This is a genomic window from Humitalea rosea, from assembly GCF_003253705.1.
In the GTDB taxonomy this organism is placed as follows: Bacteria; Pseudomonadota; Alphaproteobacteria; order Acetobacterales; family Acetobacteraceae; genus Humitalea; species Humitalea rosea.
Genome location: NZ_QKYU01000002.1, coordinates 1 through 13,997 on the forward strand (window position 1 = coordinate 1; position 13,997 = coordinate 13,997).

Here is a 13,997-nt window from a genome sequence, read left to right on the forward strand (position 1 = left end):
CAGAGCAGGCGCGGGCGGCGTAGTCCCAACACAACGCAGCCGACCGCGCCTGCGGACCACACAAAAAGCGCTTGCTCAGCGTGACGGTATCTCATCGGTCGGTCAGCCTCAGTTCGATGCGCCGGTTCCGCGCGCGGGCCTCGGGGGTATCGGCGGCATCGAGCGGCTGGAACTCGGCGAAGGCGGTGGCGGCGACATGCTCGGGCGGCAGCCCCTCGCTCATCAGCACATTGGCGACCGCGATGGCCCGCGCCGAGGACAGCTCCCAATTGGTCGCGAAGCGCCCGCCGCCACGGATGGGCGAGCGGTCGGCATGGCCATCGACCCGCAGCATCCAATGCAGCTCGGGCGGGATGCGCTGGGAGATGTCCAGCAGTACCTTGGCGAGGTCGCGCATCTGCTGTTCGCCGGTCGGCGAAATCTCGGCCGAGCCGACCGGGAACAGCACTTCGGACTGGAACACGAAGCGGTCGCCGACGATGCGGACATCGGAGCGTTCGCCGAGCACCTGCCGCAGCCGGCCGAAGAAATCGCTGCGGTAGCGCTGCAATTCCTCGACGCGGGAGGCCAGCGCCGCATTCAGCCGCTGCCCGAGCAAGGCGATCTGCGCGTCGCGGTCGCGCCCGGTCGCCTCCTCGGCATCCAGCAGGGCGGCGATGCGGGCCAGTTCGCGGCGCAGCGCCTCGGTCTGCTGGGTCAGCAGCGCCACCTGGGCGCGGGCCGAATCGGCCAGGCGGGTCTGTTCGGCCGTGCTGGCCTCGGCCGCGGCCCGGGCCGCGCCGGCGTCGCGCGCGGCGGCGCCGGCGGTGGCGGCCACCGCCTCGGCGGCGGTGCGGGCGCGCGCCGCCTCGGCCGAGATCCCCTCGGCGGCCGCACGGGCGCGGTTGGCCTCGGTCGCGGCGGTCTCGGCGGCGGCGCGGCGGCGCTCCTCCTCGCCGGCGCGGGCCAGGGCCGCCTGGGCCTGGGCTTCGAGCTGGTCGCGCAGCGCGGTCAGCGCGCGGGTCTGCTGGGTCAGCCGGGCGAGGTCGGCCAGCCGCGCCTCGATCGTCTCGCGGTCCACCGAAACCTGCTGGTTCAGCTTTTCGGCTTCCTCCTGCAGTCGCGCGATCAGCGTCTGGGCCTCGGTCATCTCGCGGCGGGCGGCGGCAAGGTCGCGGGTCGCGCCGGTCAGATCCGTCTCCAGCCGCGCGCGGTTGGTGCGTTCGGTGGTCAGGGCGTTCTCGGCGGCGGTGCGGCCGGTCTGCTCGCCCTCGATGTCGCGCCGGGCCTGCTCCAGCGCGCTGCGTTCGGTGGCCAGCGCCCGCCGCGCCTCGGACAGGGACCGCGCGACCTGGGTCGCATCGGTGCCGGAGGCCTCGGCGCGGCTCAGCGCCTCGGCCAGCCGCTGTTCCAGCGAGGCGATGCGGTCCGACCCGCCACGCGCCGAAAGCTCCAGGTCGGTGAGGCGGGAGGCGAGGCGCTGCGCCTCGGTCCGGGCCGCGTCGCGGTCGTTGCTGGCCCGGTCCGTCGCATCGCGCAGGGCGGCGATCTGGCCCAGGGCCTGGTCCCGCGCGGCGGTGGCGGCGCGCAGCTCATCCTGGGTGCGGCCGAGGCTGGCGCGCAATTCGCCGACCTGCCCGCGTTCCAGCGACAGCAACTCGGCCAGTTCGGCGACCTGCCGGTTCAGCCGGTCGAGCGCCCGGTCGCGGGTGGAGAGGGTGACGGACAGGAACCCCTGCGCCAGCACGAAAACCAGCAGCACGAAGATGATGACCATCAGCAGCGTGGACAGCGCGTCCACATAGCCGGGCCAGGGGTTCAGGACCTCCCGTTCCCTCCGGCGGGCCATGGGTCAGCCCCGCCCCATCAACGCGGGGGCTCTTCGGCCAAGGCGGCGATGGTGCGGGCCAGGATCTTGATCTCGTTGCGGATCTCGCTGGTGGACTGGGTGCGGCCGGCGGCGGATTCCTCAAGCTGCCGGGCCAGATACAGCTCCAGGTTCCGCAGATGCCCGCGGCTCGCGTCATCCAGGGTCACGGTGCCGGAGGTCGCGGCCAGCTTGTTCAGCGCTGGCGCCAGGGTCTGGGTCAGCCCCGCCTGACTTTCGGCGACGCGCTGCATCAGCGCCTGGCTGGCGCGCATCTGCTCGGTCAGCACGGTCAGGCGTTCGGTCAGGGTCAGCAGGGCATTGTTGCCCTGCATCCGGGATTCCTCGCCCCGCGCCAGGACGGATTGCAGCCCCTCCATATTCTCGGCGGTCTGTTCCAGCAGCGCCTGGACATAGGCGGGGATCGAGCCGCCTTCGCCGCCCATGCCGCCATCCATCGCGCCGGAGGAGAGCCGGGTGAGGCCCGCGAGCCATTCCTCAAGCTCGTTGTAGAAGCGGTTCTGCGCCTGCCCCGCGGTCAGATCGAGGAAGCCCAGCACCAGCGCCCCCGCCAGCCCGAGCATGGAGGAGGAAAACGCCACCCCCATCCCCGCCAGCGGCCGCGCGAGGCCGGATTTGAGCTGGTTGAACAGCGCGTTCAGGTCGCCCGAACCCACGGACATGTCGTTGATGACATTGGCGACCGAGCCGATCGTCAGGATCAGCCCCCAGAAGGTGCCGAGCAGGCCGAGGAAGATGCAGAGCCCGGTGACGTAGCGCGACAGCTCCCGGCTCTCATCCAGCCGCGAGCCGATGCCATCCAGCACCGAGCGCATGGCGGGTGCCGAGAGCGACAGCCGCTCGCTGCGGCGGGAGGCGAGCATGGAGGCCATCGGCCCCAGCAGCCGTGGCGCCGGGCGCGGCGGCTGGCCGGGACGGGGGGCGCGGAACCCCTCCAGCCACGACACCTCGCGCTCCAGCGAGACCACTTGGCGGATGTTCCAGCCGATCCCGAGCAGCAGCACGCCGAGGATCACCGAATTCAGCACCGGATTGGCGCTGTAGGCGCCCAGAAGCTCGGTCGCCAGCACGCCGCACAGGGCCGCGACCGCCCCCAGGAAGGCCAGCATCCGCCACAGGAAGGTGGTCGGGCGGGTCATCGGGTGGCCCTCGGCGTGGCGTCGCGCTGCACGCCCGGTGGCAGCACATCGACCGCGTCGCGGGCGGCGGGCGTGCGGCCGAGCGGCCGCAGGTCGATTCGCGTGCCATCCAGCCCGCCGGTTTCCAGTGCCCGCTTCACGCTGAGCGCCGCGGCCAGCGAGGCGCGGCGGGCCATCGACTCATCATCCGAGGGGCTCGACACCTCGGCCAGCACGGTGACGCGGCCCCGGGTCTGGGCGGTGAGGTGGCCCGCGATTTCGGTCAGCGCGGCGCGCTGCGCGGGGGAAAGCTGGTCGCGCGCCGCCTGGGTGCCGAGCAGGCGCCAGCCGCCGCCCGCCAGCGCCTCCATATCCGTCGCCAGCACCACGGCGGGCAGGGCGCGTGGGGGCGGGGTGGTGGAGGGGGCGGGCAGCGCCGAGAGGTTGGGCGGGGAGGGCGCCGCCGCGGCGGGGTCGGTCGGGATCGGGCGCGCGGCATCGCCCCCCGCCAAAGCGGGGCCGGCGGCCAGCATCAGGGAGAGCAGGATGAGGGGAGCGCGCATATTGCGGCGCAGCCTAACCGCCGGGGCGGCGAGCGTCCACGCCGCCGCGCCCGGATGAAGCGTCAGGCCCCCTTAGCGTAGCGTCAGGCGCCGGTGCGTCCTCGGGCGGCGGCGACGGCGGCAATGCCCTCCGACACCACGGCGCGCAGCTGCGGCTGCAGGATCGGGTTGCCGGCGACGACATGGCCATCGGTCCAGGCATCGCCGCCCTCGGGGTCGGAGACGAAGCCACCGGCCTCCTTCACCATCAGCAGCCCGGCGCCGATGTCCCACTTGTTCAGCCCGAGTTCCCAGAAGCCGTCGTAGCGACCGGCCGCGACCCAGGCGAGGTCGAGCGCCGCGGCACCGAAGCGCCGCACGCCGGAAACCTGCGGCATCAGCCGCGCCAGGATCGAGGAGAACTCCGCCTTGCGCGGCACCGAGGCGAAGGGGATCCCCGTCGCGAACAGCGCATCGATCATCTGCCGGCGGCCGGAGACGCGCAGGCGGCGGTCGTTGAGGAAGGCGCCACCGCCCTTCTCGGCCCAGAACAGCTCATCGGCGGCGGGGTTGTAGATGACCCCGGCCACGACCTCATCCGGCGTGCGGTCGTTGCCGCGCTTTTCCACCGCGACCGAGATCGCCCAATGCGGAATGCCGTGCAGGAAGTTGGTGGTGCCGTCGAGCGGATCGACCACCCAGCGGTATTCCCAGTCCTCGTTGCCCGAGAGCCCGCTCTCTTCCATCAGGAAGCCGAAATTCGGCCGGGCGCGGGCGAGTTCGGCGCGCAGGGTCTTCTCGGCCTTGAGATCGGCCTGGCTGACGAAATCGCCGGGGCCCTTCATCGAGACCTGGAGATTCTCGACCTCGCCGAAATCCTTCAGCAAGGCCTTGCCGGCCTTGCGCACGGCCGCGACCACCACGGTCAGCGCCGGCGAGAGGCGGGAGGAGCCGCCGCCGACGGCGGTCGTGCGGTGCAGCGGCTCGGGCGCGGGCGCACCTTCGCCCCGCTCCAGCCGCGGGCGGCGGGGGCGGGTCGGCGGCGGCGCGTCGGGACGGACGGGGCCCGCGGGCATCGGCGGGCGCACCGTGCCCGGGCGGGCGCGGAGCGTGCCGGCGGGGGCTGGTGCCTCCGGCTTGGGGGCCTCGTCCTCGGCCATGGTCAGTTCTTCGCCCGTTCCATGTAGGTGCTGTCCTCGGTGCGGACGACGATTTTCTCACCCGCGGTGACGAAGGGGGGGACCATCACCTTGATGCCGTTCACCAGCAGCGCGGGCTTGTAGGAGGAGGAGGCGGTCTGCCCCTTCACCACCGGATCGGCCTCGGCGATTTCGCAGGTGACCAGTTCCGGCAGTTCCATGGCGACCGGGTCGCCTTCGATCAGCCGGACCTGGACCTTCATGTTCTCCTGCAGATACGGCAGGCGCTCGCCCAGGATGTCCTTGGGCACCACCGTCTGCTCGAAGGTCTCCGGGTCCATCAGGACCAGCGTGTCGCCCTCGGGGTAGGAGAAGACGAATTCCTTGTCTTCGGTCGTCAGGCGCTCGACGACATCGGCGGTGCGCCAGCGCTGGTCCTTCTTGGACCCCGTCTTGATGTTGCGCATGTCCACCTGGATGATGGCATTGCCCTTGCCCGGGATCATGATGTTCTGCCGCAGGATGGTGTAGCGGGCGCCTTCGAACTCGATGACCATGCCGGCGCGCATCTGATTGGCTTGCATCTTTGCCATTGGTGGGACCTGACGTTCGTTATGTGAAAAAGCGGGCGCGCATCTGACGCGCGGGATCGGCGGCGGGTTTAGTCGCCGCCAACCGCCAGGGCAACCACGGAGGGCAACCGCAGAGGGGCAGGGGCCCGCCCCGCGGGTGTCACAGCAACAGGATTCCGACCAGCCCGCCGCCCAGCAGCGCCCAGCCGGGGCTGAAGCGCGACAGCCACACGAACAGGGCCGCGCCGATGGTGACGGCATAGGAGGTCCAGCCGATCGCCGCCGCCCCGCTCATGATCAGCCCGGTCGCGAGCGTCAGCCCGATCGCCACCGGCACCAGCCCGGCGCGCGCCGCCTTCAGCCAGGCGCGCCCGGCCAGGCGCTGCGTCCAGCCGCCCGCGATCCAGGCGACGATCCAGGCCGGGCCCAGCATCCCGAGCGTCGCCGAAACCAGCCCGGGCCCGCCGTAGAGCCGCCAGCCGAGCAGGGCCACCACCAGCACATTCGGCCCCGGCGCCGCATTGGCCAGCGCATAGGCATTGGCGAAATCCGCATCGGTCATCCAGCCGAAGCCATCGACCATGCGCCGGTGCATCTCCGGCACCGCCGCATTGGCGCCGCCCACCGCCAACAGCGACAGCCGCGCGAAAAAAATGAACAGGCCGAGGGCGTCGGGGCCCTGGCCGGTCAAGCCTGCGCCGGTCATGCCCGGCGGCCCCGGACCACGACGGCGGCGATGCCGGCCGGCCCCAGCACCGCGACGATCAGCAGCAGCGGCATCTGGAACCAGGCCGCGGCCGCGGCGGCGCAGAGCCCGATCCCGATCAGATCCCAGGGCAGCCGCAGCCGCGTCGCCTGCCGCGCGGCATTGCCGATCACCATGCCCGCCGCCGCCGCCGCCACGCCATGCATGAAGCCCGCGACGGTCGGGATCGAGCCCAACTGGTCCCAGGCCAGTGCGAATCCCATCAGCATGACCAGCGGCGGGCCGTAGAGGCCGAGGCAGGCCGCCACAGACCCCGGCAGCCCGGCAAAACGCCGCCCGATCATCACCGCCGCATTGCCGACATTGGGGCCCGGCAGCACCTGGCCGATGCCCATGACCTCGGCGTATTCGCGCTCGGTCATCCAGCGGCGTTCCTCGACGATCACGCGGCGGCACCAGGCATTGGCGCCGCCGAAGCCGAGCGAGGCGGCCTTGGCATAGGCGGTGAACAGGCCCCAGGGGCCGGGCGGGGGTCCCAGGGTATCGATCCCTGGAGATATGGCGTCATTCATTCCAGGTGGCAGCCTTGAGCGATGTCGCGGAACGCGCAAGATGCCCTTCGGCGGTTGACACGATGGCACCGCCCCCCTATCCGCCGCCTCGCCTACCAAGGGTTTCCGAGGAGGCTAGGTGACGCGTGCCGGACGACTTCGACGATCGCTTGCGAAAAGCAAGGACCCGACAGGGTCTTGACCCCATCCCGGGACAGGGTGGAGGGCTGCCGCAATCATCATGGGGGTTTGGCCTGCGCGCAGGCGTCGAGCTTGTCTCGTCGCTGATCGTGGGTGCCGGGTTGGGCTTCGTGCTCGACCGCTGGCTCGGAACCACGCCCTGGCTTTTCCTGGTCTTCTTCCTGGTGGGCGGGGCTGCGGGTGTGATGAACATCTACCGGTTGGTGATGCCAGCCAAACAGCCTCCGGCAGGTGATCGCCCAGATTTGGGTTGAGTGGGATTGAGGGGACCGCCTGTGGCCGTCGAGGAAAAGACCATAGACGCGCTGAGCCAGTTCGAGCTGGTCCCGCTGCTGGGGCCGATCGGCGGTTCCGTGAATTTCACCCAGTCCAACGGCTTCATGCTGCTGGCGATCGGACTGATCTCGGCGTTGTTCGTGATCGGGATGAAGCCGCGCGCGGTGGTGCCCGGCCGCCTGCAGGCGCTGGCCGAGACGCTGTATGAATTCGTCCTCGGCCTGGTGACGAGCCAGGTCGGCGAGGAAGGCCGGCGTTACTTCCCCTTCGTCTTCACGCTGTTCATGTTCATCCTCTTCGGCAACATGCTCGGCATGCTGCCCTATGCCTTCACCTACACCAGCCACATCGCGACGACGCTGACCCTCGCGATCATGGTGTTCCTGGTGACGACGATCGTGGCCATCTCGATCCACGGCCGCCACTTCTTCGGCTATTTCTTCCCGGAAGGGGCGCCGCTCTGGCTGGCGCCCATCATCATCCCGGTCGAAGTCGTCTCCTACCTTTCGCGCCCGATCAGCCTGTCCATCCGTCTCTTCGCGAACATGGTCGCGGGGCATGTGATGCTGAAGGTCTTCGCGACCTTCGTGGTGCTGCTCGGCTCGCTCGGCGTGGTCGGCGTGCCGCTGGCACTGCTGCCGCTGTCCATCAACGTGGCGCTCGTCGGTTTCGAGTTCCTCGTGGCTTTCCTGCAGGCCTATGTCTTCGCGATCCTGACCTGCATCTACCTGCACGACGCAGTGCACCTGCACTGATCTTTTTCGTCGAACAGACTACGTCTCAACCACACCACCCCTGAAGGGACACTCACATGGAAGTCGCCGCCGCCAAGGCCCTCGGGGCCGGTATCGCCGTCATCGCGCTGTTCGGCGTCGGTCTCGGGATCGGCAACATCTTCTCCTCGCTGATCACCAGCGTGGCGCGCAATCCCGCCGCCCGCGACGTGGTCTTCCCGATCGGCATCCTGGGCTTCGCCCTGACGGAAGCCGTGGCGCTGTTCGCGCTGCTGATCGCGTTCCTCATCCTGTTCGCCTGATCCGGAGGGGCCGGGTTCGCCCGGCCTACCCCTGGCTCAACAGATTCTGGAGACGAGGATGAAGCGCATCACGGGCAAGCTCGCCTCATGCGGGGTCGCAGCCGCGATGCTGCTCTTCCCCCTGGTCGCGATGGCGGCCGAGGCGGAGGGCGGGATGCCGCAGCTGCGCTTCGGCGACCAACGCCTCATCGGCACGACCGTCTGGCTCGTGGTGATGTTCGGGGCGCTTTACTATATCGTCTCCAGCTATCTCCTGCCGCCGGTGGGTGAGGTTCTGGCCGATCGCGCCGCGCGTATCGGTGCCGACCTGACCCTGGCCCGCGACACCAAATCCGAGGCCGACGCCGCCATCCGCGAGACCCGCACGGCGACCGCCGAGGCCCGCGCCGCCGCCCAGGCCGAGGTCGCGGCAAGCCTCGCCGCCGCCAATGCCGAGGCGCAGGCCCGCGCCGAGGCTGCCTCCGCCCGCCTCGCCGAGCGGATCGCCGCCGCCGAGGCCGGCATCACCGCCTCGCAGACCGCCGCCATGGCGGCGCTGCGCGACGTTGCGACCGAAACCGCCGTGGCGCTCGTCGCGCGGATCGGGGTGCAGGCCGATGCCGGCACCATCGGCACCGCCGTCGATCACGCGCTCGCCCAGCGCGCCGCCTGACCGGATCGGAGCCCGCCATGCATCACTACGAACATTTCTGGCTCGATCCCAAGTTCTGGGTCGGCGTCGCCTTCGTCATCTTCTTCCTGCTGCTGGGCAAGAAGCTTTGGGCGATCACGACCGGGGCGCTCGACGCCCGCGCCGCCAAGGTCCGCACCGACCTGGCCGAGGCCTCCCGCCTGCGTAGCGAAGCCGAGGCGATGCTCGTCCAGGCCGAGACCGACCGGAAGGCCGCCGCCGAGGAAGCCACCGCCTTGCTGGCCCGGGCCAGGATCGACGCCGAGCGTGGCGCCGCCGCGACCGCCGCCGAGGCCGAGGCCGCCGCCACCCGCCGTGAACGCATGGCGATGGACCGCATCGCCGCCGCCGAGGCCAGCGCCATCGCCGCCGTGCGGGCCGCCGCGGCCGAGGTTGCGACCGCTGCCGCCCGTGAGGTCGTGGCCCAGTCCCTGACCGCCGATGCCGCCGCCGCCATGATCGATTCGGCGATCGCCGACCTGCCGCGGGCGCTGCGCGCCGCCTGATCCGCCGAACCGGCGCGCCTATGAAAAACCCCGGGTGGTCCGCTGGACCGCCCGGGGTTTTTCGCGTTTCAGGGGCGGGTGATCAGGCGAAGGTGATGCCGCCATCCACCAGGGGTTCGACCTTGGCGGTCATCTCGGCGGAGAAGGCGAAGCTGTCCGCCACCCCGGCGCGCGACAGGGCGCCATGGTCCAGCTCCGCGGTCCAATAGGCGATGCCGCCGCTGTCCCCGGCGCGATCCAGCGCGTTCAGGTAGAGCTGCTCGACGAAGCCGGAGTTGGAGAGCGCGCCATAGCGCGACTCGAACTCGGCCGAGCCGGTGAAGGCAGCCCCCATATTGGCCAGGCTGAGGCCGCCATGGCGCAGCTGGATCCAATAGGCGGCGCCGCCGGCATCGGGCAGCCGGTCCAGCACCGTCTCGTAATAGCGGACCACATCCACCGCCACCGGATCGGGCGCGAAGATCCCGCCCTCGCCGGGATAGCCGGCGCGGTAGATGAACTCGTCGCTTTCGGAGAAATCGAGCACGATGGTGGAGCGCTGCTCGCCCGCGTCCAGCCGCGCCACGTAATAGGCGAGGCCCCCGGAATCGGGCGCCCGGTTGAGGACATTGGCGTAGAGCAGCGTTACGAAATCGCTGTTGCCGGGATTGCCGTAGCGGGCGCCGAATTCGGCGGAGGCCACGAGCCCCGCCGAGATGTCGTTCAACGTCTGGGTGCCGGCCTCGATCGCCGCGACGTAGTAGCCAAGCCCCGTCGCATCCGATGCGCGCCCCAGGGTCGCCAGATACAGCCGCGCCACCTGGGAGACCGGCCCGCCGCCATCCAGTTCCAGCCAGCCGTCCAGGCTGCGGATCGATTCGATCGAGTAGAGCGTGTCCACGCCCTCGGGCCCCGTGAGGGTGAAATTGCCGACCGTGCCGGTCAGGGTGTTCTGGCGCCACAGGGTCGAGACGCCGGCAGTGTCGAAGGAGCCTTCGCCATAGAGCGTGTCGTTGCCGATATCGCCATAGAGCAGGTCGAGGTTCTCGCCGCCGAACAGCTGGTCGGCGCCGGCGCCGCCCAGGATCGTGTCATTGCCATTGCCGCCGAACAGCTGGTCGTCGCCGTCCTCGCCGACCAGCACATCATCGCCGGTATCGCCGAAGATCGTATCGTCGCCGGTGCCGCCATAGGCGGTGTCCTGCCCGGAATCCAGATAGATGCTGTCGTTGCCGGCATCGCCATAGACGAGGTCTTCCTCGACCCCGCCGGAGATCGAATCATTGCCGGCGCCGCCGCGGAGCGTGTCGTTCCCGGCCTCGCCCTGCAGATTGTCGTCGCCGTTGCCGCCGTCGATGTAGTCGTTCTCGACGCCACCGGCGATGATGTCGTTGCCGCCCTCGCCGAAGATGGTGTCGTTGCCGGCCTCGCCGAAGCCGTTGTCGGCGCCTTCACCAAGGTAGATGAAGTCGTTGCCCGTCCCGCCATGCACCTCATCCGCGCCACCGGCGCCGTAGAGGACGTCGTTGTCGGCCTCGCCATACAGCGTGTCGTTGCCCTCGCCGCCGGCCAAAGTGTCGTTGCCGTCCTTGCCACCGATGACGTCGTCGCCGCCATAGCCGGTCAGCAGATCGGCGCGCGAGGTCCCGTACAGCTCGTCATTGCCGGAGAAGAGGTAGGTGGCGAAGCCAGCCTCATCACGGCTGTCGATATAGGCGTTGAACGTGGCGACCGGCAGTTGCAACAGGTCCAGGTAGAACACCTGGATTCCGCTCAAGGTATATTTGAGCGCGGTGATGGTGCCGTCGCTGAGCCGTCCATTGGCCGCCGTCAGGCCGAAGCCGAGGAACTCCACCGAATAGGCGGCCTGGCCGGAGGCTCTGAAGTCGCCATAGACATAGGCATCGGAGACGTTCGGCAGGGTGATCGTGGCCAGCAGGTCCAGCCGGGCGAAGCCCGGAACCTGCGGCGTGATCAGGGCGTTTTCGGTGAGGGTAAATCTGGCCATGCCGGGAGGGTATCGGAGCGTAAATCTTACTGCTAGGCGCCAAATCGTTCTAAAAACGAGACATGTGCCGCAACAATGCGCCACCCCTCGGGCAGCCGCACCCAGCTTTGTTGCTGGCGGCCGGTTCGGCCATTGCGGGTGAAGGTGGTGCTGGCGGTGGCGAAATCCTGGCCGAAGGTGGTGATCACCGTCCTCTCCAAGGTTCGGGCAAGGCCGGCGGAGGGGCGCGAGGCCCGGAATGCGGCGATTTCGGCATAGCCATGCAGGATTTCGGTCGCGCCGTAGCGCACCACCTTCGCATGCTGCCAGAACAGCCCATCCAGCACCGCCACGTCATTTGTGACCAGGGCTGTCTCATAGGCTGCAAACAGCCCCGCCACTTCGGCGAGAATCTCGGGCCGGTCGATCTCCATCACGATTGCGTCACCGGACCTGGTGCCACGAGGCCGGGCACCACCGGGGCCCCCGCGACGCCCGCGGCCACCAGCGCCCCGGCCACGCGGAACAGGATGTCCTCCCGCCAGGGGGCGGCGACGAGCTGGACCGACAGCGGCAGCCCATCCGGCCGGGCCAGCGGCACCGCCATGGCCGGCAGCCCGATGCAGGAGATCGGCTGGGTGAAGACGCCGAGCATGGGCCGTGTCGGCAGCGTTTCGCCATCCACGACCATCGTGGCCTGCCCGATCGGCGGGGCGACGCAGGGCAGGGTGGGGGTGAGGAAGCAATCCACATGCTCGAAGGCGGCCAGCGCCTGGGCGCGCCAGGCGGCGCGCACGCGCTGGGCCTGCTGCACCCAGACCGCCGGCAGCAGCGTGCCGGCGAGGAAGCGGTCGCGCGTGGCGGGGTCAAAATCCTCGGCCCGGGAGATCAGGTCGGGCAGATGCAGATTGCCGCCCTCGGCCATGGTGATGAGGAAGGCGGCCGCCCGCCCGGCCGCCGCCAAGGGCAGATCGACCGTGGTGGTGGCCCCCAAGGCCGCTGCGAAGATGCCGACCGCGGCCAGCGCCTCGGGGTGGGCGTTGCGGGCGAAATGGCCGCCGGCGACGCCGATGCGCAGCCCCTCGATCCCCGTGAGGCCGGTGACCATGGTGACGGGTGCTGGGCTCTGCGCCGGGTCCTCGGGGTCGAGGCCCTGCAAGGCATCATAGGCCAGCGCCAGATCCTCCAGGCTCCGCGCGAACGGGCCCAGGTGGTCGAAGGAAGCGGCGAAGAGGTAGGAGCCCGTCCGCGCCAGCCGCCCGTAGGTCGGCTTGATCCCGAAGATGCCGCACATGGCCGAGGGCACCCGGATCGAACCATTGGTGTCCGAGCCCAGGCTCAACGGCACCAGCCCGCCCGCCACCGCCGCGGCGGAGCCGCCGGACGAGCCCCCGGCCATGCGGTTCAGGTCATGCGGGTTATGGGCGGGGCCGTAATGGGCGTTCTCGGTGGTGAAGCCATAGGCGTATTCATCCATGTTCAGCGCGCCCATCGGCACCGCCCCGGCCGCCAGCAGCCGCCGCACCAGGAAGGCATCGCGCGTCGCGGGCGGGCGGCCGGCCTCGATCTTCGAGCCGGCGATGGTGGTGACCCCGTCCAGGTCGAACAGGTTCTTCACCGCGAAGGGCACGCCCGCGAGCGGGCCCGGATCGCCGCCGGCGGCGACGACGGCATCGATCATCGCGGCCGTCCGCAGCGCGCGGGTGCTGTCCAGATGGGTGAAGGCGTTCAGCGCGGCGTCGCCTGCCGCGATGGCGGCCAGGCTCGCCTCGGCGACGGAGACGGCGGTGCGGCGGCCGGCGCGGACATCGGCCGCGATCGTGCTGGCGGTCATCATGCGCGTGGCGCCGCCGGCACGAAGACGGGCGCTGCCTCATCCGCCGGGGTCAGCGGCACCGCCATGACGATCGCCGCCATCCGCGCCGCGACCGCGAGGTTGGCCGCGACACCGGGCAGATGCGCCGGTGCCAGCGGCAGCCCGATCAGGGCCGCGGCTGCCTCGGCATAGGCAAGGGCGTCGGTTGGGTCGGACATCGGCATCTCCTTGGCCGCCGGGACAGGCAAGGCGTGTGCCGGATCAGGGGGCGGGCTCCGGCAGGCCCCGCGCCCAGGTGGCGATGCGGTCCGCGACCTCGGGCCAGCTCGCATCCAGCATCATCAGATGGCCGGTCCCGGGCATGAATTGCGGTACGGTGCCATGCCAGGCGGCGCAGCGGGCCAGGGCATCGGCGGCGATCAGCCGGTCGCGCTCCCCGCCCAGCACCAGCACCGGCTTGCGGTGCAGCACATGGGGGGAGACCGGCTGCGGCCCCTGTGCCTCCAGCAATGCCGTGCGGGATTCTCCGCCCAGATGCAGCAGGAAGGGCGCGGCCTGCTCCGGCGTCAGCCCGCCGAACAGGCCGGCGGCGAGCTCGCCCATCGGTGCCTTGCCGATCGGGCCGGACATCCGCGCCACATCGCCCCAGAGGTAGGGATCGGTGAAGGCGAGCCGCATGTTGGACCACCAGAGCCCCCCGGGCGGGACCGGCGCCAGCAGCGCCGCCCCGGTCACGGATGGCTCACCCAGCAGCCGTTGCGCGACCAATCCGCCCAGGGAATGGGCGACCAGCAGGGCAGGTTGCCCCAGGGCTGCGCGCAGGGCGGCGAGGGCGGCGCGGGTCTCGGCCAGGAAATCCTCCAGCCCCGCTGGCCCGCCGCCCCGGCCGATGCGGCGGAAGGTGAAGCTGGCGGTGGTGAAGCCCAGCTCGTTCAGCCGGTCGGAGAAGCCCTGCTCCCACACCCAGGCGCCGGCCGCGGCGCCATGCAACAGCAGCATCGGCGGCGCCGGGGCGTATCCGGGCGCGGCCC

At 70.6% G+C, this 13,997-nt stretch carries 17 protein-coding genes; 5 read left to right on the plus strand and 12 right to left on the minus strand.

What is annotated here, in order from left to right:
• Nucleotides 1–91: 91 nt before the first annotated feature.
• The 7 genes from C8P66_RS02040 to C8P66_RS02070 all read right to left on the minus strand — a co-directional run bounded on the left by C8P66_RS02040 (nucleotide 92) and on the right by C8P66_RS02070 (nucleotide 6,516).
• Nucleotides 92–1,828 (minus strand): peptidoglycan -binding protein, encoded by a 1,737-nt coding sequence (locus tag C8P66_RS02040; protein ID WP_111396485.1) that lies wholly within the window; start codon nucleotides 1,826–1,828, stop codon nucleotides 92–94.
• Nucleotides 1,829–1,845: 17 nt separating this feature from the next.
• On the minus strand, nucleotides 1,846–3,006 hold the full coding sequence (locus C8P66_RS02045; RefSeq protein WP_111396486.1) for a flagellar motor protein MotA: 1,161 nt from the start codon (nucleotides 3,004–3,006) through the stop codon (nucleotides 1,846–1,848).
• On the minus strand, nucleotides 3,003–3,548 hold the full coding sequence (locus C8P66_RS02050; protein ID WP_146422667.1) for a hypothetical protein: 546 nt from the start codon (nucleotides 3,546–3,548) through the stop codon (nucleotides 3,003–3,005). The genes C8P66_RS02045 and C8P66_RS02050 overlap by 4 nt, the downstream gene beginning before the upstream one ends.
• 83 nt (nucleotides 3,549–3,631) lie before the next feature.
• Nucleotides 3,632–4,456, minus strand: coding sequence for an inositol monophosphatase family protein (locus C8P66_RS02055; protein ID WP_245903178.1), 825 nt, complete (start codon nucleotides 4,454–4,456; stop codon nucleotides 3,632–3,634).
• A gap of 233 nt (nucleotides 4,457–4,689) precedes the next feature.
• Complete coding sequence (efp, locus tag C8P66_RS02060; protein ID WP_111396488.1) at nucleotides 4,690–5,259, minus strand: elongation factor P; 570 nt, start codon at nucleotides 5,257–5,259, stop codon at nucleotides 4,690–4,692.
• A 139-nt stretch (nucleotides 5,260–5,398) separates the two neighbouring features.
• Nucleotides 5,399–5,944, minus strand: coding sequence for a chromate transporter (locus tag C8P66_RS02065; protein WP_111396489.1), 546 nt, complete (start codon nucleotides 5,942–5,944; stop codon nucleotides 5,399–5,401).
• Complete coding sequence (locus C8P66_RS02070; RefSeq protein WP_111396490.1) at nucleotides 5,941–6,516, minus strand: chromate transporter; 576 nt, start codon at nucleotides 6,514–6,516, stop codon at nucleotides 5,941–5,943. Before C8P66_RS02070 ends, C8P66_RS02065 begins: the two co-directional genes overlap by 4 nt.
• A gap of 125 nt (nucleotides 6,517–6,641) precedes the next feature.
• Here C8P66_RS02070 and C8P66_RS02075 point away from each other — a divergent pair, with 125 nt between their 5' ends.
• The 5 genes from C8P66_RS02075 to C8P66_RS02095 are packed head-to-tail and all read left to right on the plus strand — an operon-like array spanning nucleotide 6,642 to nucleotide 9,184.
• Nucleotides 6,642–6,950: an AtpZ/AtpI family protein gene (locus tag C8P66_RS02075; RefSeq protein ID WP_111396491.1), complete on the plus strand. Its 309-nt coding sequence runs from the start codon at nucleotides 6,642–6,644 to the stop codon at nucleotides 6,948–6,950.
• A gap of 21 nt (nucleotides 6,951–6,971) precedes the next feature.
• Entirely contained in the window at nucleotides 6,972–7,727 is a 756-nt protein-coding gene (locus C8P66_RS02080; RefSeq protein ID WP_111396492.1) for a F0F1 ATP synthase subunit A, read from the plus strand.
• 56 nt (nucleotides 7,728–7,783) lie between these two features.
• Nucleotides 7,784–8,008, plus strand: coding sequence for an ATP synthase subunit C family protein (locus C8P66_RS02085; protein WP_111396493.1), 225 nt, complete (start codon nucleotides 7,784–7,786; stop codon nucleotides 8,006–8,008).
• Between the two features lie 58 nt (nucleotides 8,009–8,066).
• Complete coding sequence (locus C8P66_RS02090) at nucleotides 8,067–8,660, plus strand: F0F1 ATP synthase subunit B family protein (protein ID WP_111396494.1); 594 nt, start codon at nucleotides 8,067–8,069, stop codon at nucleotides 8,658–8,660.
• Nucleotides 8,661–8,677: 17 nt separating this feature from the next.
• Complete coding sequence (locus tag C8P66_RS02095; protein ID WP_111396495.1) at nucleotides 8,678–9,184, plus strand: F0F1 ATP synthase subunit B family protein; 507 nt, start codon at nucleotides 8,678–8,680, stop codon at nucleotides 9,182–9,184.
• A gap of 82 nt (nucleotides 9,185–9,266) precedes the next feature.
• Here C8P66_RS02095 and C8P66_RS02100 read toward each other — a convergent pair whose 3' ends face one another.
• Genes C8P66_RS02100 through C8P66_RS02120 form a run of 5 tightly spaced genes read right to left on the minus strand, consistent with a single transcriptional unit; the run spans nucleotide 9,267 to nucleotide 13,965 of the window.
• Nucleotides 9,267–11,171, minus strand: coding sequence for a DUF4214 domain-containing protein (locus C8P66_RS02100; RefSeq protein ID WP_111396496.1), 1,905 nt, complete (start codon nucleotides 11,169–11,171; stop codon nucleotides 9,267–9,269).
• A 32-nt stretch (nucleotides 11,172–11,203) separates the two neighbouring features.
• A complete protein-coding gene (hpxZ, locus tag C8P66_RS02105) occupies nucleotides 11,204–11,584 on the minus strand; it encodes an oxalurate catabolism protein HpxZ (protein WP_111396497.1) in 381 nt (126 codons plus the stop codon).
• Nucleotides 11,584–12,987, minus strand: coding sequence for an AtzE family amidohydrolase (locus C8P66_RS02110; RefSeq protein ID WP_211314001.1), 1,404 nt, complete (start codon nucleotides 12,985–12,987; stop codon nucleotides 11,584–11,586). Before C8P66_RS02110 ends, hpxZ begins: the two co-directional genes overlap by 1 nt.
• A complete protein-coding gene (locus C8P66_RS02115) occupies nucleotides 12,984–13,184 on the minus strand; it encodes a DUF4089 domain-containing protein (protein WP_211314002.1) in 201 nt (66 codons plus the stop codon). Before C8P66_RS02115 ends, C8P66_RS02110 begins: the two co-directional genes overlap by 4 nt.
• Nucleotides 13,185–13,227: 43 nt before the next feature.
• Complete coding sequence (locus tag C8P66_RS02120; RefSeq protein WP_158537064.1) at nucleotides 13,228–13,965, minus strand: alpha/beta hydrolase; 738 nt, start codon at nucleotides 13,963–13,965, stop codon at nucleotides 13,228–13,230.
• Between the last annotated feature and the right edge of the window lie 32 nt (nucleotides 13,966–13,997).